This is a genomic window from Pseudohaemophilus parahaemolyticus (assembly GCF_938021905.1).
In the GTDB taxonomy this organism is placed as follows: Bacteria; Pseudomonadota; Gammaproteobacteria; order Enterobacterales; family Pasteurellaceae; genus Haemophilus_A; species Haemophilus_A parahaemolyticus_B.
Map to the genome: position 1 here is coordinate 1 of NZ_CALIFA010000033.1, position 22171 is coordinate 22171.

A 22171-nucleotide genomic window follows, 5' to 3' on the forward strand; every position below is an offset into this window, starting at 1 on the left:
CAGAGAAAGCAGCTCGTGAGGCAGAGGAAAAAGCGAAAGCTGAAGCCGATGCAAAAGCAGCCGAAGAGGCGAAAAAAGCCGAAGAAGCTAGAGCCGCGAAGAAACCTGCTGCACCTGTAATGCCAAATAAAGTGGCAAAACCAGCTCAACCAAAAGTGGAAACACCAAAACAAGAGAAAGCGGTTGATCCTGAAAAAGAAGCGAAGAAAAAGGAAGAAGCTGAGCTTCGTCGTAAGCAAGAAGAGTTAGCTCGTCAGAAAGCAGAAATGGATGCAAAACGTGCGGCAGAAAACGCACGCCGTTTAGCAGAAATTGAACGTGAAGAAGCGGGCGATAACAATAACGACGACTTCGAAGATGAACGCTTTACTTCAAGCTATGCACGTGATGCAGAGCGTGATAACGACCGCCGTAGTGAAGGTGGTAATCGTCGTGGTGGTAAAAATGGCGTAGCGAAAGCGAAAAAAGGTCGTGAAGATGACAAAAATGAACGCAGTGCAGATCGCCGCAACCAACGTGATCAAAAAGGTAAGGGCAAAGGCAAAAAAGGTGCCTCGTTGCAACAAGCCTTTACTAAACCTGCTCAAGTGGTGAAAGCGGATGTTGTGATCGGTGAAACCATTACCGTTGCAGAACTCGCTAACAAAATGGCAGTGAAAGCAACAGAAATCATCAAAACCTTAATGAAAATGGGTGAGATGGTAACCATTAACCAAGTGATCGACCAAGAAACCGCACAATTAGTGGCGGAAGAAATGGGGCACAAAGTGATTCTTCGTAAAGAAAATGAATTAGAAGAAGCGGTAATGAGCGACCGCGATACCGATGCAGAATTAGTCACACGTGCACCAGTGGTGACCATTATGGGACACGTAGACCACGGTAAAACATCACTACTTGACTACATCCGTAAAGCGAAAGTGGCAGCAGGTGAAGCGGGTGGTATTACTCAGCACATCGGTGCATACCACGTCGAAACCAACGACGGTAAGATGATTACCTTCTTAGATACTCCAGGACACGCAGCGTTTACCTCAATGCGTGCACGTGGTGCAAAAGCAACAGACATCGTTGTTCTTGTAGTGGCTGCGGATGATGGCGTGATGCCACAAACTATCGAAGCGATCCAACACGCGAAAGCGGCGGGTGCACCTTTAGTGGTTGCGGTGAACAAAATCGATAAACCAGAAGCAAATCCAGACCGCGTAGAACAAGAATTACTCCAATATGAAGTAATTTCTGAAAAATTCGGTGGCGATGTGCAATTCGTACCAGTTTCTGCGAAAAAAGGAACGGGTATTGATGAATTATTAGATGCTATCGTGTTGCAATCAGAAGTGCTTGAATTAACTGCCGTGAAAGACGGTATGGCAAGCGGTGTGGTGATCGAATCTTACTTAGACAAAGGTCGTGGCCCTGTGGCAACTATCTTGGTTCAATCGGGTACCTTACACAAAGGCGACATCGTACTTTGCGGTTTTGAATATGGTCGTGTGCGTGCGATGCGTGATGAAAACGGTAAAGAAGTGGATGAAGCAGGTCCATCATTACCAGTTGAGGTGTTAGGTCTTTCAGGCGTACCAGCTGCGGGGGATGAAGCAACCGTTGTACGTGATGAGAAAAAAGCACGTGAAGTAGCGTTATATCGTCAAGGTAAATTCCGTGAAGTGAAATTGGCTCGTCAGCAAAAAGCGAAACTTGAAAATATGTTTAGCAATATGACGGAAGGCGATGTTTCAGAATTGAACGTCATCGTGAAAGCAGACGTACAAGGCTCGGTAGAAGCGATTGTTCAAGCATTAAATGAGCTTTCAACCGAAGAGGTTCGCGTGAAAGTGGTAGGTTCAGGTGTAGGTGGTATTACTGAAACCGATGCAACCTTAGCGGCAGCATCAAATGCAATTATCGTTGGCTTTAACGTGCGTGCCGATGCAACAGCACGTCGTGTGATTGAAAACGAAAACATCGATTTACGTTACTATTCAATCATTTATGAATTGCTCAACGAAATTAAAGCCGCGATGAGCGGTATGCTTCAACCTGAATTCAAGCAAGAAATTATTGGCTTGGCTGAAGTACGTGATGTCTTCCGTCATCCGAAATTTGGTGCAATCGCAGGTTGTATGGTAACCGAGGGTGTAGTGAAACGTAACAATCCAATTCGCGTATTACGTGACAACGTCGTTATCTTTGAAGGGGAATTAGAATCTCTTCGCCGTTTCAAAGACGATGTATCTGAAGTTCGTAACGGTATGGAATGCGGTATCGGCGTGAAAAACTATAACGATGTAAAAGTCGGCGACCAAATCGAGGTATTCGAAGTGGTTGAGGTTAAACGTTCGATTTAATCGGTAGGGTGTGTGGAATAACATTCCACGCACGCAAGTTAAATAATTTCTGTGCGTGAATTCTTGGTTCACATACCCTACAAGCGGTTTAATTTTGCAAATTTTTTGCGAAATGAGACCGCTTTTTTATGGATACATAACCTATTGATTTCACAAGAAAAAACACCTAATTTCATCAGAAATAACTTGACAGATAGATTTTAAAAGGACAAAAATATGCCTCACCTCACCTTGCACAACTTATATCTAAACTCAAGGAAATTTTTCAAATCAATCAACCGGAATTAGATTTCGGGATCTATCGCATCCTCAATTCTCGTGCAACGGAGATTGCCGCTTTTCTAGAAACCACACTTCCGCAAAAAATTCAAACTGCACTTGACGATAAACCTGAGCAAGAAACTGCCGTTTATAACCACCTTTTCACCTTCTTTTCCCGCTATTACGACAATGGCGATTTTATCAGCCAACGCCGCTATAAAGGCGACACTTACGCCATCCCCTATGCTGGCGAAGAAGTGATGTTGCACTGGGCAAATAAAGACCAGTACTACACCAAATCAGGCGAAAGTTTCAGTAATTATGCTTTCACATTAGAAAACGGCAAAAAAGTACAATTCCGTCTAGTGGAGGCGGATACTGCAAAAGATAATCGCAAAGACAATGACCAAGCTCGAGTATTTGCCTTAATTGAACCTCAAATTAAAACCGAAATGGATGAAAATGGGGATGAAATCCAAACGGATATTTTACCGTTTGATATCCAAGGCGATTTACTTACTCTTCGTTTTGAATACAAAGTGGTGAGCAAAAAAGAAAAACAATCAGATTACATCACGCAAGCGGTGGAAAAAATCCAAAACTTTGCAATTCCTGATGAATTTCAAGGCATTTTCAACGCAATGCCAACGGAGAAAAATAAAAATCGTACGCTGCTTGAAAAATATCTCACCGACTACACCGCTAAAAACACCGCTGATTATTTTATTCACAAAAACCTCGGTAAATTTTTAAATCAAGAGTTGGATTTTTATATTAAAAATGAAGTGATGAACTTGGACAATATTCAAGACAGCACCGATTTTTCACATATTGAGCAAAATCTCCAGACGATTAAAACGCTAAAAACAGTAGCAAAAGAAATTATCGCCTTTCTTGCTCAATTAGAAAATTTCCAAAAGAAATTGTGGCTGAAAAAGAAATTTGTGGCAGGCTGCCATTATTTGATTACGCTCGATCATTTAAACGAAGCTCAAGTGCAAGCTGCATTAGATAATCCAAAACAAACCGCCCAATGGCAAGCCTTGTTTAATGTCAATACAAGCGGTCTCAATGCGGCAGAACTTTGCAAAAACTATCCGCACTTGGTGGTAGATACCGCTTTATTTGAACCGACATTCCAAGCTGATGTATTGAGAGAAATAGAACATTTAGACGATAAAACTAACGGATTGCTCATTCATTCTGATAATTTCCAAGCACTTAATTTATTGCAGGAAAGATATAAAGAACAGGTGAAATGTATTTATATTGATCCTCCGTATAACACGGGGAATGATGGGTTTATTTATAAAGACCAATATAAACACTCTAGTTGGCTATCTTTTTTTGAAAGTAGATTAAATTTATCTAAGTATCTGATGAATAACGAGGCAGTGTTTTTTGCTAGTATTGATGATAATGAAATGATGGGCATAAGACATTGCTTAAATGATGAATTTAAAGAAGAAAACTTACAAGCACAGATTGTTATCCAATCAAATAAACGTGGACAAACTTATCAATCTATAGCAAAAACTCATGAATACCTTTTCTGTTATGGAGTTGGAAAAGAATTTGAGATTTTTGAATTGGAGAAAGAGATAGATAAAAATGCTCTAAAGGATAATTTAGGACATTATGAATTATGGGAATTAAGAAATAGAAACCCTAAATTTGGCAAACATAACAGACCTAACTTGTACTACCCGATTTATGTAAATCCTAATAGTGTAAATAGTGAAGGGTATGCTTTAATTTCATTAGAAAAAAATGATGAATTTAATGTGGAAATTTATCCTTTGAATAGCTCGGGAGAGTATTCTTGTTGGCGTTGGGGAATTGATAAATTAAATATGGCAATAAACCAAGATAATTTTTCTGTTGTATTAGCCAAAGCTAAAAAAGATGGCGGTTGGAACATATATGAAAAAGCAAGAAAAGGTACAATAAAAGCGAAATCTATTTGGTATGAAAATGATGTAATTAATGAACAAGGTACAATAGTATTAGGTGATTTAGGATTTAAAGAATTTTCTTTTCCTAAACCTGTAAATTTAATTAAAAAAGCATTGCAAATTGGTTTAAAAGATAATGGCTTAATATTGGATTACTTCGCAGGAACTGGCACAACCGCCCACGCCGTAATCAATCTTAACCGAGAAGATAATGGCAACCGCAAATATATTCTTGTGGAACAAGGTGAGTATTTTGACAGCGTACTAAAACCACGCGTGCAAAAAGTGATTTTTGCAAAAGAGTGGAAAGACGGTAAACCGCAATCGGACAATGGGGCATTTGGTGGTGTGTCTCAAATCGTCAAAGTACTAAAACTGGAAAGCTACGAAGATACACTCAACAACCTAGAGTTAAAACAACCGGCTAGCGATTTATTCGCCCAAAACGAGGCGTTACAGAACGATTATTTATTGCACTATATGTTAGACGTAGAAAGTCGTGATTCACTGCTTAACACGCAACATTTTACTAAACCGTTTGATTATCAACTTAATATCGCCACCACTTCTGCGGGTGCGTATGAAGCGAAAAGCATTGATTTGGTGGAAACCTTTAACTATTTGATTGGCTTGCGGGTCAGTGAAATCAACGATAAGCGTGAAAATGGCTTAGTCACGGTGCAAGGCACAAATACGAGCGGTGAAAAAACGTTAGTAATCTGGCGTGATTGTGAAAAATATGATTACGACAAACTCAACCGCTATTTGGACAGCCGAGATATTAACCCACAAGACAGCGAATTTGATGTGGTTTATATCAACGGCGACCATAATATGCCAACCGTGTTCACTGACAGCGATGATAGCGTGAAAACGCTTAAAGTGCGGTCGATTGAAGCAGAGTTTTTGAGCAGAATGTTTGGGTAACAAATCTCCCCTAACCCCTCTTTACTAAAGAGGGGCTGGGGGAGATTTAAAACAATGTCAAAAGGACAAAAAATGAAACGCACTTTCCATGATAACTTAATTCTAAACCGCTATTTGTTGTCGCTGTTTAATCAAGACAATTTAGAAAAATTCAAGCAACGCTTGGGTGATGATCGCTTTGAAGGCATTGATAACGACGGGCAAACAAAATTTTTTCACGAACTTACAAGCGGGCGGTTATTTCAAAGCGATTTGATTTCGGAAAACGATTTACGCCGTTATGATTTAAATATCGTCAAACATTGGCAACAAATTACTGAGCATCGTAATAACGCTGAAGGACATATTTTAAAACTGAAATACTTCCAATATCTTTCTTTGTTGTTTACCGAAATTTATTTGGATTTTTATTTTAACCGTCCAAATGAACTGTTAAATCAATTAAATGAACAGCTGGTTTTACTCAAAGAAAACGATAATGCTTTTCCTGATTTTGATTTATATGAATTAAGCGATTTAAACAAATTGGCGTTTTGGAATGCCACTGGTAGCGGTAAAACGTTGTTGATGCACGTCAATATTTTGCAATATCAGCATTATCAAAAAAACAAAGACTTAACGGTGTTTGTGATTACGCCTAATGAAGGACTTTCAGAGCAACATTTAGCGGAATTTACCGCTTCAAACTTGCCAGCAAGTCTTTTTGATAAAAATAAGCCCTTTCAAGGAACAGGCTTGTTTAACGATATTCAGATTATGGATATTAACAAACTGGCAGATAAAGATGGTGAGCTAACAGTGGCAGTCGATCGCTTTTTGGATTTAAACAAATTAGTGCTGGTGGATGAAGGACATCGTGGATCTTCGGGCGAACAATGGTTTGCTCGCCGTCAAAAATTGATTGGTGATGGTTTTGCGTTTGAATATTCGGCAACGTTTGGGCAAGCAGTGAAAGACGGCAAAACGGTGAAAGACTGTTTGTTTGATGTTCAGAAAAAGATCGGTAAAGCAAATGGTATAAGCAAGAAAACAGACGTACAAAAAATTCCGACTAGCTTTGTGGATAAACAAGAAGCCAAACAAAAAGCGGTATTTGAAACTTATGCTAAATGCGTGCTGTTTGACTATTCTTACAAATTTTTCTATGCCGATGGCTATGGCAAAGAGTTTTCCATTTTAAATATGAAAGCGGAAGATTACGGTGTTGCCGATAATGACCGTAAGTACTTTTTGGCAAGCTTGCTTTCTTTTTATCAGCAACTTTATTTATTTGCAAAAAATCAGGAAAAACTGACCGCTTACAATCTGCATAAACCGCTGTGGGTATTTGTGGGTAATACGGTAAATGCTGAAAATAGTGATATTTGGGCAGTCGTAGAACAGTTAGCCTATTTTTTAAATGGCAAAAATCGTTCGCAAATTTTAGCGTGGTTAAACGATTTGCTGTGTGATGAACCACTGTTACTGGATAGCAAAGGCAATGCGATCTTCCGCCATCGTTTTTTGCCGCTAGCAAATTTTAAAGGTGATTTAAATGCCCTTTATAGCGATATTCTGAAAACCTTATTTAATACGGAAAGTGCCTCGCATCTCTATTTGCATAATATTAAAAAAGCCTCAGGCGAAGTGGCGCTAAAAGTGGGCAATAACGATTATTTTGCATTGATTAACGTAGGCGACAGCAGTGAATTGCTTAAAAGTGCGGTGGAATTAGAGAACGTATCGGTTGAACAAGGCGAATTTTCAGACGGCTTGTTTGGCACGATCAATCAAGACAGTTCAACACTTAATTTACTGATTGGTTCTCGAAAATTTACCGAAGGTTGGTCTAGCTGGCGAGTTTCGACGATGGGCTTGCTGAATATGGGGAGAGGAGAAGGTTCGCAAATTATTCAACTTTTTGGACGTGGCGTACGTTTGAAAGGACGTAATTTTTCACTACGAAGAACACCTATAAACGAAATGCCCAAAGGTTTAGGGTTAGATAAATTAGAAACGCTCAATATTTTCGGTATTAAAGCCGATTATATGGCGAAATTCCGCGAATACTTGCAAGACGAAGGTATTCAATCGCCTGATGAAGTATTGCAGTTAGATTTTCCTGTGCAGAAAAAGCTGCCTACTAATGTTGCGTTGAAAACCTTACGATTAAAAGATGGCTATAAAGACAACCAAAAAATGGGATTTAAACGCCAAGAAATGGTACAGCTTTATGAACTGCCTAAATTTGCCCAAGGTAAAATTAAGCCGATTTTAGCCGTGTTGGATCTGTATCCAAGATTGGAAGCATTAAGTTCTAAAACGATTCGTCAAAGCGATAATGATGAGCGCCAAAGCAATAAATTTAAGCGAGAAATTTTTGCCTTATTCGATTGGGACAAACTTTATTTAGCATTACAGCAATACAAGATGGAACGCACTTGGTCAAATTTGCGTGTTAGCCGTGATGGATTGCGTAAATTTGTCGAGAGTCGAGATGATTGGTATTTGCTCTATGTGCCAGATTCAGCGATGGAGATTCGTTGTTTTGCCGATGTTCAAACGCAACAGGATATTTTGCTCCAGCTGTTGAAAGAATATACCGACCAATTTTACCGCCGTTTGAAAGCCGCCTATGAACAGCAATTTATGGAAACAACGATTGTGACCGAAGAAAACGGTTCATTCTTTGACGAATACAAAATGTTGTTTTGTGAGGAAGAAAATGTTCCTTATGAGCGTGAACAAGCGGTTAAAAAAATCGAAGAATTGGCTGATTTAATTCGAGATAAGAAAATTGAGCAGGCGATGAATTGGCAATCCCCACTGGCCGAATTTAAGGCGATTTGTTTTAATAGCCATTTGTTTTATCCTCTTATTTCCTTTGATAAATCAACAGGTTTGCCGATAAAGATTTCCCCGTTACCATTTGACGCAGAAAGTGAAGTGAAATTTATCCATGATTTAATGATTGCCGAAAAATCAGGTGAATTGGCGACATGGCTTAGCGGTAAATCGCTTTATTTAATGCGCAATGCCGCTCGTAAAGACAAGGGCTTAGGTTTTGCCTTAGCAGGCAATTTTTATCCTGACTTTTTACTGTGGGTGGTGGATCACGCAAACGGTAAGCAATGGCTGAACTTTGTTGATCCGAAAAGCATTATTAGGATGGACTTACACGATCCAAAATTAGGTCTCTATAAAGAAGTGAAAGAATTAGAAACCAAAATAGCGGATCCGAATTTGGTGCTAAATAGTTTTATTTTGTCGATTACCAAATTGAAAGATTGGGTTAATATGGAATTAACCGCAGAAGAGCTTGCCGAACGACACATTTTGTTTATGGAAAACAATTATTTACAGCAAATGTTTGAGAAGATGCAATGATGAATATCACACCTTATCATGCCCGTTATTTCGCCAATGAAATTAGTTGCCGCCGCACCGATGAGAACCGTTTGTCGCAATCGTTATTTGATGCGAAAGTCGATCTGAATCCGCATCAAATTGATGCGGCATTGTTTGCACTTAAAAATCCGCTACAAGAAGGTGTTTTACTTGCTGATGAAGTTGGCTTAGGAAAAACCATTGAAGCGGGCTTAGTAATTTGCCAAATGTGGGCAGAGCGGAAACGCAAACTGCTAATTGTGTGCCCTGCGATTTTACGGAAACAGTGGGCAAATGAACTTGCCGAGAAATTTAATTTGCCGACATTGGTCGTTGATAAAACGGTGGTGATGGCAGAAATGCGGCAAAAGAGCGGTTCAAAATTGCTTCATTTTTGCAAAAACCATCTAGAACAACAAGTGATGATCGTTTCGCACCAATATGCTACCAAAGAGATGGCGACCTTTAAGCAATTTGATTGGGATTTGGTGGTGATTGATGAAGCACACAAAATGCGTAACGCCTACAAAATCGATAACAAAATGGGTAAGGCAATGCGTCAAGCCTTTGGCGGCAAGCGGAAATTGTTGCTGACGGCAACGCCATTGCAAAATTCATTGATGGAGCTTTATGGCTTATCAACATTATTAGATGAGCATTTATTCGGCGATAAAAAATTCTTCCAAAAAGAGTTTGTGCGAAAAGGGAACTTAAGCGAGCTGAAAAGCCGAATGGCGAAGTTTATTAAGCGGACGTTGCGGAAAAATGTGTTGGAATATGTGCGTTATACGGAGCGGAAAACCATCACTCAGGAATTTATGCCGAGTGATGCGGAACAACAACTTTATGAGGCGATTTCCGATTTTCTACATAAAGAGACGATTTACGCTTTGCCGAAACAGCACAAACATTTGACAGCATTGATTTTGCGTAAATTGTTGGCTTCCAGCCCACAGGCGGTGCTCGGCACTTTGCGTGCGATTTTAGACCGCTTGTTATCGTTGAAAAATACAGGTGAGCTTTCTTCTGAACTTGCTGTCGTTGATGAATTATTAGCTGATGAAAGCATAAACGATGAGGATTTAGATGCTGATGAAGAAACGCCAGAAACGGGCGACACGTTAAATCTCAATGCGTTAGATAAAGAGATTCGCGAAATTGAAGGCTTTATTCGCTTAGCAGAAAGTTTAGTCGGCGACAGTAAACTCAATGCGTTATTAAAAGCCTTGCAAACAGGCTTTGGCGAAATGGCGAAACTGGGGGCAGCACAAAAGGCGATTATTTTTACGGAATCAGTTCGTACGCAGCATTATTTGTATGATTTTTTGCTAAAAAATGGCTATGCCGATCAGGTGGTCATGTTTAGTGGGACGAATAACGATGCACAATCTACCCAAATTTACCATGATTGGTTAGTCCGCAATGCGGGGACGGAAAAAGTAACAGGGTCTGTTGATGTAGATAAACGTTCCTCCTTGATTGCGTATTTCAGCGAAAATGCACAGATTATGATTGCTACGGAAGCTGCGAGCGAAGGGGTGAACTTGCAGTTCTGTTCGCTGTTGATTAACTACGATTTGCCTTGGAATCCGCAGCGGGTAGAGCAGCGGATTGGGCGTTGTCATCGTTATGGGCAGAAATTTGACGTAGTTGTGGTGAATTTCTTGAATAAACGTAATCTTGCCGATCAACGCGTATTGGAGCTACTCACGGAGAAATTTAAGCTTTTCCAAGGTGTTTTAGGGGCTTCTGATGAAGTGCTGGGGCAGATTGAATCGGGCGTGGATATTGAAAATCAAATCGCTAACATTTATGCCACTTGTCGAACAGAAAAAGCAATTCAGTATGCCTTTGATGAACTGCAAGCGAAATTTGCCGATAGAATCAGCGACCGTATGAAAGAAACGCAAGAAGTCTTGATGGAACGGTTTGATCAATCGGTGCTTGATCGCTTAAAAGTGATGGCACGGGAGCGGTTAAGTGCAATGGAGCAGTGGTTCTGGGGGGTAACACAATTTGCGTTGGCGGATAAAGCCACTTTTAACCATTCCGATTGGTATTTCTTGCTGAATGATTCGCCTGTGGGTGGGGTTTCGCTCGGGCGTTATTTGTTGCCGAAGAAAAACCGTTCTCAACAGATTGCAGGGCAAGAATATCGCCTTCATCAACCGTTGGGGCAATATTGTGTTCAGACGGCACTCAATGCCCAAACGCCTGAGGCTGCCTTGGTGTTCGATTATGCCCATTATCCTGAAAAAATCAGTTTGTTAGAACGTTATCAAGGGCAATCTGGCTGGCTGAAATTAGATAAAATTTGCGTCACATCGCCTGTGGAAAAACAAGATGTGTTGGTGTTTAGTATTTGTGATCAAAATGGAAATGCGATTACCGATAGCGAATTTAGCCAACGTCTGTTTTCTCTTTCTGCAAAAGTGCAAAGTTTGACAGAAAATCCACCGCTTGCTTTTGCAGATTTAATCCATCAACAAATTGGGCATGCGAAGCAACAGATTCAGGTGGAAAATGATGCTTTATTGAAAACGGAAATGTTGCGTATTCAGGCTTGGGCAAAAGATCAAATGCAAGCAGTGGAAGATTTGATTTTAGAGATTAAAGAGGAAATGCGAGCAAAAGAACGTGAGTTAGTGACGGAAAATGACTTAGCTCGCCAAATTAATTTGCAAGAATCCATTTCTAAATTACGCAAACAGCTTCGCAAAGCACGCAATGAACTTGATGATGTGCAAGATGAAATTCAAGATGAGGAAATGCACCTGCTGAAAGCATTACGTGCTAAAACGCAGCAAACGATGGAAGAAAAGAAAGTCTTTTTGATTCAGTGGCGGATTGTCTAACATAGTGGTTGCTGTGATTTTTCGTGCTAATTTCCGTAAATTCCAGTAAAATGTCGCACTTTTACGATTTTATAGGATAAAGATAATGAGCAGAGAATTTAAACGTAGTGACCGCGTTGCCCAAGAGTTAAAAAAAGAGGTGGCAGTGATTTTACAACGAGAAGTAAAAGATCCACGTATCGGTATGGTCACTGTGTCTGATGTGGAAGTGTCGCGTGATTTGGCGTATGCCAAAATTTTTGTCACTTTCTTATTTGATAACGATCAAGAAGCGATTCATCAAGGTATGAAAGGTTTGGAGAAAGCTAGCCCATATATCCGTTCTTTAGTGGGTAAGGCGATGCGTTTGCGTATTGTGCCAGAGTTACGCTTTATTTACGATGAATCGTTGGTGGAAGGGATGCGTATGTCTAACCTCGTTTCTAACGTCATTCGTGAAGACGAAGCCAAGCATAAAGAGGGCTAACCGTGTCAAGACCACGTAAAAAAGGGCGTGATGTGCACGGTGTATTTTTGCTCGATAAACCGAAAGGGATGTCGAGCAATGATATTATGCAGAAGGTTAAACGCCTGTTTTGCGCCAACAAAGCAGGGCATACAGGGGCGTTAGATCCGCTTGCTACTGGAATGTTGCCAATTTGTTTGGGCGAAGCGACCAAGTTTTCGCAATTCTTATTAGATTCGGATAAGCGTTATTTTGTGACTGCAAAGCTGGGCGAACGTACGGATACTTCCGATGCTGAAGGGCAAGTGGTGGAAACCCGTGAGGTGCAGGTAAGCGAAACGGATATTTTGGCAGCATTGCCGCAATTCCGTGGTGATATTTTGCAAGTGCCGACGATGTTTTCTGCCCTTAAACACAATGGTAAACCGCTTTATGAATACGCTCGCCAAGGCATTACCGTAGAGCGTGAGGCTCGTCCGATTACTATTTTTGAGCTGAAATTTGTTGAATATCAAGCCCCTTATTTGTCGCTTGAAGTGCATTGTTCAAAAGGGACTTATATCCGCACATTGGTGGATGATTTGGGCGAAGTGCTTGGTTGTGGTGCACATGTATCCGTACTACGCCGTTTGGCGGTAGCAGATTATCCTGTTAAAGAAATGATGCCAATTGAAGAATTACAATTATTGGCGGAGAGTTTTCCACAACAAGAATTAGACCGCTTGTTATTACCAATGGATACCGCAGTGGCAAGTTTGGCAGCATTAAATCTGACGGAATCGCAAACTAAAGCGGTTAAATTTGGTCAAAGAGTGAAGTTTGAAAATAGTGAGCAAATTTATGGACTTGTGCGACTTTTTTCAAATACACAACAATTTCTGGGCGTGGCGGAAATTACCTCAGATAATGTGATTCGCCCTAATCGTATGATCAATATTTAACTTGAGAAAAAAATGAGATTGAAGAAAGTTTGTGTGATGCCGCTAACGCTTCTTACACTGGCGTTGGTAAGTTGTTCAACGAATAAACATAATGTGCATTACGAACCGTTAGTGATGGATGCAACGTATTCAAAAGCACGTACGTTGAATAATTTTAATGACTATGTGCAGTTCCTCAAACAAAAAGCGGCGGGGGCAGGTGTTCCTGAGCAACTTCTTAATCAGCAAGGATTGATCAACTACAATGCTCGTGTGGTACAGTTAGATCAGGAACAAGCTGCTCGCAAGCGCAATCCTAATACGCCACCTCCACCACCTAACCCCAATGGTGTAACGAATTATCTCAACAAAGTGCTTACCCAAACCAAAGTAAATATGGCGGTAGAGCGTTGGTATGACTACCATTTGCCACTGGCTAAAGCAAGCAAGAAATTTGGTGTACAGAAAGAGTACATTTTAGCATTATGGGGAATGGAGAGCAGTTTCGGAAATTATCAAGGCAATTTCGATGTGCTTTCAGTATTAGCGACACTAGCATTTGATGGACGTCGCGAGAGATTATTTACCCAAGAGTTTGTTAATGCGATGAAGATGTTGGATAACGGCACGCTTAAACGCTCAGAAATGAAAGGCTCTTGGGCAGGTGCGATGGGGCAAACTCAATTTATGCCAACCGCTTATTTAGCTTATGCAGCCGATGGCGACAATGATGGTAAAAAAGATATTTGGAACAATGAATATGATGCTTTTGCTTCTATTGCTTCTTATCTTTCGACCGTTGGCTGGGATAATCAATTACCTTGGGGCGTAGAGGTAAAATTCAATAATTCTATTGATCTCTCTTTCTCAGGGCTTGAGGAAAATAAAGCTAAAAATCTAGGAGAGTGGCAGGCTTGGGGTATTTATCTTGCTTACCCGACCGACCAAGAGATTGAAAAGCTAGATAAGATGAGAAATGCTAATCTCTGGCTCATTCGCCCTGATAAAGAAGTGGGTAGAGCATTTTTAGTGACCAACAACTTTCGCACTCTGATGGATTGGAATCGTTCAAATAATTTCGGTGTCAGCATCGGAAAATTTGCAGATCGGATTTTGATGGGGGTAGGACAGTAGCTAGCCAAAATTCATAGATTTAAAAGATCGAGTATTAAAAATATTCGGTCTTTTATTTTTTTAAGGATAATAGTAGTATAATTTAGAAAATGACTATTTTGTGGAGCTTTCTTTATGCTTTCTTCTTTTGAACTTTTCCTTAAAAATATCTCTTCTGGCACAATTACTGATGCTTTTTTTATTGCGATGCTCGCAGTATTGGCAGTTGGATTTCTTGCATTTATTACCTCTCGTTCTAATAAAGCCAAAAGGCGTAGTATTTTCGCTGATTATGCTCCTACATTATTAACTTCTCTTGGTATTTTGGGTACATTCACAGGGATTGTGTCAGGTTTATTAAATTTTGATATTGAACACATTGATACTAGCATTAGTACCTTATTAGGTGGGATGAAAACAGCCTTTCTAACGAGTGTTATAGGAGTCTGTTTTTCTATTGGTTTAAAGATTATTTATACTTTAGGTGTTAAGAAAGAAAAATTGGAAGAAGAGCAAACAATTGATGCGGAGAGTGTTGTTAAAAACTTCTATACACAAACGGATTTGCTTAAAGTACAAAATGATCAAAATCAGATAGTGGCTCAACATTTGGAATCCTTAGTCGCTCGTCTTGGAGATGAAAATGAAGGTAGTATTTTAGGACAAGTTAAACTACTTAGAAGTGATTTATCCGACCAACATAAAAATTTGACTACACCTGTTACACAAATTGAGGCATATTTATCTACATTATCTCAGTTAAGTGAAAAACAAAAAGAACATTTTGAAGCATTTGAAACCCAACTATGGGAAAAATTACAAAACTTTGCAGATATGATGTCGAAATCAGCAACAGAAACGGTAATTGAAGCACTTAAACAAGTTATTGTTGAGTTTAACAATAACCTTACTACTCAATTTGGTGAAAACTTTAAAGAGCTTAATCGTGCAGTTCACTCTTTAGTTGAATGGCAAGAAAACTATAAAACGCAACTTTCTGAGATGATTTCCCTTTATCAAACTGGTGTCCAAACACTTGAAAAAACAGAACAATCTGTTGCTCAAATTGAACAATCAACTCAATCTATTCCTGTTTCGATGGAAAGTCTAAATGCTGTAATTGCAACGAACCAACAGCAAATTGATAATTTAGAATCTCACCTATCTACATTTGCAGAATTAAGAGATAAAGCCGTTGAAGCAATCCCACAAGTTCAGCAACAGATTACTTTAATGTTAGATAATACGGAAAAAGCTAATGAAAGTTTAATTCAAGGCTTAAAACATAGCGGTGAAAAATTGGCTCAAGATATTATGGATGTTTCAACCTCGTTTGCAGCACATAGTACTCAAGTCGCCGAAAATCTCGCTACCCATTTCGCAGAAACAGGTGCGAATTTTGCTTCTATGATGGTGGCCTCTTCACAAGATCTTACTAAAAGTTTAAACCAAAATAACCAAGCATTAGTTAATTCTGCGTCTACGCTTGAATCTACCTCAAAAAATATGCTGGAATCCCAACAAGCATTAAATAAAGCTCAACAAACGATTCATGAACAAATTACCGATTTTGTATCACAGTGGCAACAAAAATTTGAACAACAAGCGGAACAATTACAACGTCAATTTGTACAGCAAGCTCAAGAGTTAATGAAATCCCAAATGGATGATAGCCGTAAAGTGATGAACCGTTTAGAAGAGGAAAGTCAAAATGCGTTGAAGCGTACAGGTGAAAGTGTTAATAAACAAATTCAAGCCTTAGATAAAGCTTTAGAAGAAGAATTACAACGCGTGATGACAGATATGGGGCGTGCTTTAGCTTCGATTAGTCATCAATTTACTAGTGACTACACGAAATTAGTCGAAGCAATGCAGAGAATTACAACGAAAGGTAGAGGCTAATGAAATTAAATCTTGATACGTTATTAAGAAAGCAAAATGATGACGATTCTCAGTGGTTACCTGTGTCCGATTTAATGTCAGGATTGATGATATTGTTTCTATTCATTGCAGTGAGTTTTGTTTTAAATACCAAAAAAGTTGCAGAACATTATCACGATACGCAAACTCAAATTTATCAAGCATTAAAAGCAGAATTTGACCCGCAACTAGATAACTGGAAAGCAAAAATTGACAAAGATACGCTTACCTTTATTTTTACTGATCCTGAAGTGCTATTTAAAACAGGAGATGCCACGCTTCAACAACGCTTTAAAACGACACTAGATGAATTTTTTCCACGCTACATTAAAGTGATTGACGATTATAAAGATTCTATTAATGAGGTCAGAATAGAAGGGCATACCAGTAGCGAATGGAATTGGAATAGCGATGAAGATACAGCTTATTTTGAAAATATGCGATTATCGCAAGATAGAACTCGAGCAGTATTAACGTACGTTTATCAACTTCCTTCTGTAGAAAAGTTTCGTCCGTGGATCAAATCACATATTTCAGCAGTAGGATTATCTTCTTCAAAAGCAGTAAGAAATGTAGAGGGCAAAGAAGATAAAGATGCTTCTAAGCGTGTAACATTCCGAATTATGACCAATGCAGAAGAGCAATTACAGAAATTATCGGAGTTAAAATGAAACTAGCGGTTGATTTTCGTCAGTTTTTTGCAAATGTGAGGAAAATGGGAGTAAAAGAGTGGGTTGATTTTTCGGTAGATTTTAATTCTAAGCTAATTGAAATTGAGGTCGGAGAATTAGAAACCACAAAGGGGTTAGAAGTTCCCCTAGAAGATATTGAGATCGATCCTCAAAGTGGAGTCTTTACCTATCAAGGCAAGCATATCGTCTTATTTATCCCTGATCATAGTTTTAAATATGACGAGGTTATTTTAAATCCGAAGGAATTAGGGAATAAATATCATTTGACTGATTGTTCAACCTTAGAAAATATGCGTAGTATAGGGCGATTTAAGCGTTACCACGCAACGAGGAATCGTACAGGTATTTTCCGTATTTTTGGCAATTCTGCTCAAGAGAGCGAAGTCCCTCTTTCAGTATGTAAGAATTGTTTAAAGAAACTAAATTATCAAAACTATCACTATAATCGTACTGAAGTATTTAATCAATTTACATTAGAAGAATTCTTTACCCATTATGAAACTTTTTTCCGTAATGAGCCTGAAGATGTTGGGCAGAACAAAGTTGGTTATGCAGAAAATTGGGCTGAGATTTCTCATCGATACCGTTTATCAGTTGGTTATTGTTGTGAAAATTGTGGGGTAAACTTATCTCATTATAAATATTTACTTGAAGTTCATCATAAAAATGGTGTTAAACGAGATAATCGCCCTGAGAATTTTAGGGCTTTATGTCGTTTATGCCATAGTAAGGAAGATCATCATAATCATATGAAAATAGACGAATATGATAGTAGGTTAATTGAACGATTACGTATAGAACAATTTGAAGATGATATTCCTTTTTGAATTACATATAACTTGAATTTGTCAAAATAAGCGGTCAAATTTGACCGCTTGTTTGCAATTTAGAAGATTATTCTGCCCAATATTTTTTCTTCGTAGTTCTACCAATACCAGGGTTGAAACTGTTAGTTGGATCTAACGCTTTATAGAATTTTTTAAGCGTTGGTTTAGCTTCATATAAATGCCCTACGTTATGTTCGGCAGGGTATTGTGCCCCTCGTTTGTCGAGCAATTTCAACATTTCGTGTTCTAATTCTTCGCAATCAAAACCTTTTTTCACGATGTAATCTTGGTGGAATACGTGGCACATAAAGTGTCCGTAGTAGAGTTTATGGCTGATTTTGCTATCAATTTCTGGCGGTAACACTTCAAACCAATCTTGGTCATTACGGCGTAAAGCCACATCTAAGGCAACAATATCTTCGACTTCTTTTTCGTGAATCGCACGGTAGCGAATTGCCGCACTAGCTACCGCAAAACGGTGGAGCATCGCCGCTTGAGTTTCGATTGCGTCACACTCAAAATAACCGCCTTTTGTATTATCCGCAAAGTAAGATTTTAAATATTCACGAGCCTCTTGTACGCCTTTACCACCCATTTTTACAATAAGATGATGTTCATATTTATCACGATAATCCCACAAACTTTTCGGCAAGTGTTCTGGAATAAATTTAGAGACGGTTTGCATAAATTTATCGCTTAAATGTTGCGGTAAGAAAGCAAATTTTTTACCGATACGATCTACGTTGGCTTTTAAGGCAAAGAGTTTTGGTAGCCAATGCGTACCAAATTTTTTGATGACCCAGAAAGTATCTTTACCATATTTTGCAGCGATGTCAAATGCCTCACGATGGATATATTCGCCTGAAATTGGCAAAATTTCAAAATTCGCTAACATATGGCGGCGAATATCGTTTAATACGGATGTTTGGTTGGTACCGATATAGAAAACAGCGGTCTCTTTTTCAAGTGGGAAAGTATCTAAACGTACAGCAAAAATGGCAAGTTTACCCGCACTGCCTGAAGCTTCGTAGTGGCGAGCTGGGTCTGCATTGAAACGAGCAGGAGAGTCCTCATCGACTTGGCGAACGTGGTTGCAGTAGTGATGGTCGTGCCCGCGTCCGCAATCTTGTTGGATATCTTTAACCTGATAACGTTTTTCTTGTAAATTCGTCAAGATTTCTTCTGGTGTTGTGCCTAAGTCAATGCCTAAGTGATTTTTTAACTCTAATTCGCCTTTTTCATTAAGTTGTGCGAAAAGAGCCATTTCAGTATAAGCAGGGCCCCGTTGCACTAAGGCACCCCCTGAGTTGTTACAAATCCCGCCGATGACAGAAGCACCGATGCAAGATGAGCCGATAACGGAGTGTGGTTCGCGACCAAATGGTTTAAGTTGATTTTCTAATTCGTTGAGGGTAGAGCCTGGCAAGCAGACGACTTGGGAAGCATTGTTGATGAGTTGAATACCATCAATTCGCATCGCATTGATGATGACAATATCTCGGTCGTAATTATTGCCGTCTGGTGTAGATCCACCTGTCAAGCCTGTATTTGCCGCTTGGTTGATAACAATCACATCGTGTTCAACACAGGCTTTTACGATATTCCAAAACTCAAGTAGCGTAGCAGGTCGAACAACAGCAATCGCATTCCCCGTACCAAATCGGTAACCACTTCGATAAGCCTCTGTTTTCGTTGGGTCAGTAATAATATGATGAGCACCGACGATGTCGGTAAGTTGTGAAATGAGTTGTTGAACAGACATTTTGTTATCCTCTTGTGATAAGAATTAACAATATCATAACAGAATAATTCTCATTTGGATAAGGATATTTTAGGCTGCTAGCGGTGGTTTTTTAGAATTTTTTTGCATATAAAAACAGCCCCAAAGGGGCTGAATTATACCTAACCTAGGGTAACTTAGTTACCTAGGAAAAAACAATTAAGCTTGTGTTGCTTGAATTGCAGTTAATGCGATAGTGTAAACGATATCGTCTACTAATGCACCTCGAGATAAATCGTTTACTGGTTTACGCATACCTTGAAGCATAGGGCCGATTGAAACGAGATCTGCAGAGCGTTGTACCGCTTTATAAGTAGTGTTCCCTGTATTCAAGTCTGGGAATACAAACACAGTTGCTTTACCTGCCACTGGTGAGTTAGGTGCTTTAGAGCGAGCCACATCTTCCATTACTGCTGCGTCATATTGTAATGGACCATCAATGATTAAGTCTGGACGTTTTTCTTTCGCAATGCGGGTTGCTTCTTTCACTTTCTCAACGTCGGCACCAGAACCTGATGTACCTGTTGAGTAAGAGATCATCGCAACACGCGGGTCGATACCAAAGGCTTTTGCAGAATCTGCTGATTGGATTGCGATTTCTGCTAATTGTTCTGCATTTGGATCTGGGTTTACCGCACAGTCGCCATACACCAATACTTGGTCTGGTAATAACATAAAGAAGATAGAAGAAACAATTGAGCTACCTGGTGCAGTTTTGATGATCTGCATTGGTGGGCGAATAGTGTTCGCTGTGGTGTGAACTGCACCTGACACTAATCCATCTACTTCATTTGCTTCTAACATCATAGTACCAAGTACTACGGTGTCTTCTAATTGCTCACGAGCAGACTCTTCAGTCATACCTTTCGCCTTACGTAACTCAACTAAACGAGCTACATAGTTTTCACGTACATCTGCTGGATTGATAATAGTAATGCCTTTACCTAAGGTTACGCCTTGTGCTTCAGCCACACGTTGAACATCGGTTGGATTTGCAAGTAAGATACATTCTGCAATACCACGTTCTGCACATAATGCAGCAGCTTTTACTGTACGTGGTTCATCACCTTCTGGTAATACAATACGTTTTTTCGCTGAGCGTGCAAATTCAGTTAATTGATAACGGAATGCAGCTGGAGATAAGCGACGTGCACGGGTTGCACCTCTCGCTACCTCTTCGATAAAGCCAGCATTTAATGAACCTGCTACGTATTCTTTAATTTCATTGATACGTTCTTTGTCATCAGCAGGCACTTCTAAGCTGAAGCTTTGAAGATTAAGAGCTGTTTGCCAAGTGTTGCTTTCAACGCGGAATACTGGCACACCTGTTTCGAATGCTTGTTGGCAAAGTTTTGCGATGTTATTTTCGATTTTGTAACCACCAGTTAATAAGATTGCACCGATTTCTACACCATTCATTACCGCTAATGATGCTGCAACTAATACTTCAGGACGGTCTGCAGAAGTTACTAATAAATTGCCCGCTTTGAAGTGATCTACCATATGTGGAAGGCTACGAGCACAGAAACTTACACCACGAATACGACGAGTATTTAATTCGCCTTCGTTGATGATTGAAGCGTGTAAGTGTTTTGCAAGGTCGATAGCACGGGTTGCGATTAAATCAGCTTTCCATTCAATACAGCCAAGTAATTGGATTGGACTTTTTTCGAATAATGCTTCAACTTCAGCCACATTTTGAGAGCTGTGTTGGAAAGAGTCGAAGATTTCAGTTAAATCAGGGCGAGTACGACCTGATTCATCCACAGGTGCGTTAAATTTGTTGATTACCACACCTAAAAGATTAGGGTTGTGACGACCACCAAATTCTGATGCTGCCGCTTCAACACGTTCTTTCAATTGTGCTGGTTTGTCTGAGCCTGGTGCTGCTACTAATACGATTTCTGCATCTAATGCTTGAGCTACTTCGTAGTTTACGCTATTAGCATAAGCATTTTTACGTGTTGGAATTAAACCTTCTACCACGATCACTTCATTATTTTTTGATAATGCTTGGTGACGTTCTACGATTTTCTCTAATAATACATCCGTTTGATTTTGAGCAATTAGCGCTTCTGCTTCGCTTAACATAAACGGTTCGCCAACTTCAGTTGAGCGGGTTGCTTTGATAATTGAAGTAGAGCGGTCTAAGGTATCTTCGCCTGTGATTGGTTGTGCAATTGGTTTTAAGAAACCCACTTTGGTACCTTTTTGTTCAAGAGCATGAACAAGACCTAAGGTCACACTTGTTAAACCTACACCAGTGGTAGTAGGGATTAAGATAATTGTTCTAGACATTTTATTTCTTCCAAGTTGATATAAAAATGAAAGGGCAGAGTAGTCTGCCCTTAGAGATTATAGTGCTAATTCAGCAGTATCTTGTGCAATCACTAATTCTTCATTGGTTGGGATAACCATTGCTTTGAATGCAGAATCGTCAGTTGTAATCACACCTTCTTTACCGAAGCGTGCTGCAAGGTTGCGTTCGTTATCTAATTTTACACCGAATAATTTTAGGTGATTTAATGCTAATTCACGAACATGTGCAGAGTTTTCACCGATACCACCTGTAAATGCGATAGCATCTAAGTGAGAGTCTCCTAAGATTGCCATATATGCACCGATGTATTTCGCTAAACGGTAGCTGTAAACGTCTAATGCACGTTTTGCTTCTGGTTTAGACGCATCATCGTAGTTGTCTTCTGCGTAACGGCAGTCGCTGGTTACTTCAGTTAAACCTAAAAGACCTGATTTTTTCACTA

At 39.6% G+C, this 22171-nt stretch carries 12 protein-coding genes and 1 pseudogene; 10 read left to right on the forward strand and 3 right to left on the reverse strand.

The genetic code is table 11. The features are described 5' to 3' along the window. The 10 genes from infB to QMF79_RS03315 all read left to right on the forward strand — a co-directional run. Window positions 1-2348 (forward strand): translation initiation factor IF-2 (infB, locus tag QMF79_RS03270; protein ID WP_281772756.1); only part of this gene is annotated, 2348 nt, incomplete at its 5' end. Window positions 2349-2869: 521 nt separating this feature from the next. Further along, window positions 2870-5491 carry a site-specific DNA-methyltransferase gene (locus QMF79_RS03275; protein WP_281772767.1) on the forward strand — a complete coding sequence of 874 codons (2622 nt, stop codon included), beginning with the start codon at window positions 2870-2872 and terminating at the stop codon, window positions 5489-5491. A 54-nt stretch (window positions 5492-5545) separates the two neighbouring features. Continuing rightward, on the forward strand, window positions 5546-8857 hold the full coding sequence (locus QMF79_RS03280; RefSeq protein ID WP_281772757.1) for a DEAD/DEAH box helicase family protein: 3312 nt from the start codon (window positions 5546-5548) through the stop codon (window positions 8855-8857). Next, a complete protein-coding gene (locus QMF79_RS03285; RefSeq protein WP_281772758.1) occupies window positions 8854-11712 on the forward strand; it encodes an SNF2-related protein in 2859 nt (952 codons plus the stop codon). Before QMF79_RS03280 ends, QMF79_RS03285 begins: the two co-directional genes overlap by 4 nt. A gap of 85 nt (window positions 11713-11797) precedes the next feature. After that, window positions 11798-12178, forward strand: coding sequence for a 30S ribosome-binding factor RbfA (rbfA, locus tag QMF79_RS03290; RefSeq protein ID WP_281772759.1), 381 nt, complete (start codon window positions 11798-11800; stop codon window positions 12176-12178). A gap of 2 nt (window positions 12179-12180) precedes the next feature. Further along, a complete protein-coding gene (gene truB / locus QMF79_RS03295; RefSeq protein ID WP_281772760.1) occupies window positions 12181-13098 on the forward strand; it encodes a tRNA pseudouridine(55) synthase TruB in 918 nt (305 codons plus the stop codon). A 36-nt stretch (window positions 13099-13134) separates the two neighbouring features. Continuing rightward, a complete protein-coding gene (locus QMF79_RS03300) occupies window positions 13135-14211 on the forward strand; it encodes a lytic murein transglycosylase (protein WP_390884495.1) in 1077 nt (358 codons plus the stop codon). Window positions 14212-14325: 114 nt separating this feature from the next. Next, window positions 14326-16092, forward strand: a complete 1767-nt coding sequence (locus tag QMF79_RS03305; protein WP_281772762.1) for a MotA/TolQ/ExbB proton channel family protein — start codon at window positions 14326-14328, stop codon at window positions 16090-16092. Beyond that, window positions 16092-16781, forward strand: a complete 690-nt coding sequence (locus QMF79_RS03310; RefSeq protein WP_281772763.1) for an OmpA family protein — start codon at window positions 16092-16094, stop codon at window positions 16779-16781. The genes QMF79_RS03305 and QMF79_RS03310 overlap by 1 nt, the downstream gene beginning before the upstream one ends. Continuing rightward, window positions 16778-17629 (forward strand): HNH endonuclease, encoded by an 852-nt coding sequence (locus tag QMF79_RS03315; RefSeq protein WP_281772764.1) that lies wholly within the window; start codon window positions 16778-16780, stop codon window positions 17627-17629. Before QMF79_RS03310 ends, QMF79_RS03315 begins: the two co-directional genes overlap by 4 nt. A gap of 67 nt (window positions 17630-17696) precedes the next feature. On the opposite strand, the gene dld is transcribed toward QMF79_RS03315, so the two are convergent. From dld to QMF79_RS03330, 3 genes and pseudogenes are all read right to left on the reverse strand, one after another. After that, window positions 17697-19391, reverse strand: a complete 1695-nt coding sequence (dld, locus tag QMF79_RS03320; protein WP_281772765.1) for a D-lactate dehydrogenase — start codon at window positions 19389-19391, stop codon at window positions 17697-17699. A gap of 177 nt (window positions 19392-19568) precedes the next feature. Further along, on the reverse strand, window positions 19569-21707 hold the full coding sequence (gene pta, locus QMF79_RS03325; RefSeq protein ID WP_281772766.1) for a phosphate acetyltransferase: 2139 nt from the start codon (window positions 21705-21707) through the stop codon (window positions 19569-19571). Window positions 21708-21764: 57 nt separating this feature from the next. Beyond that, a pseudogene (locus QMF79_RS03330) lies at window positions 21765-22171 on the reverse strand (acetate kinase); the annotation flags it as partial.

Coding starts and splice junctions, on each gene's coding strand:
- QMF79_RS03275 (WP_281772767.1), top strand. CDS start 2,870: ATGTTGCACTGGGCAAATAAAGACCAGTACTACACCAAATCAGGCGAA.
- QMF79_RS03280 (WP_281772757.1), top strand. CDS start 5,546: ATGTCAAAAGGACAAAAAATGAAACGCACTTTCCATGATAACTTAATT.
- QMF79_RS03285 (WP_281772758.1), top strand. CDS start 8,854: ATGATGAATATCACACCTTATCATGCCCGTTATTTCGCCAATGAAATT.
- rbfA (WP_281772759.1), top strand. CDS start 11,798: ATGAGCAGAGAATTTAAACGTAGTGACCGCGTTGCCCAAGAGTTAAAA.
- QMF79_RS03300 (WP_390884495.1), top strand. CDS start 13,135: ATGCCGCTAACGCTTCTTACACTGGCGTTGGTAAGTTGTTCAACGAAT.
- QMF79_RS03305 (WP_281772762.1), top strand. CDS start 14,326: ATGCTTTCTTCTTTTGAACTTTTCCTTAAAAATATCTCTTCTGGCACA.
- QMF79_RS03310 (WP_281772763.1), top strand. CDS start 16,092: ATGAAATTAAATCTTGATACGTTATTAAGAAAGCAAAATGATGACGAT.
- QMF79_RS03315 (WP_281772764.1), top strand. CDS start 16,778: ATGAAACTAGCGGTTGATTTTCGTCAGTTTTTTGCAAATGTGAGGAAA.
- dld (WP_281772765.1), bottom strand. CDS start 19,391: ATGTCTGTTCAACAACTCATTTCACAACTTACCGACATCGTCGGTGCT.
- pta (WP_281772766.1), bottom strand. CDS start 21,707: ATGTCTAGAACAATTATCTTAATCCCTACTACCACTGGTGTAGGTTTA.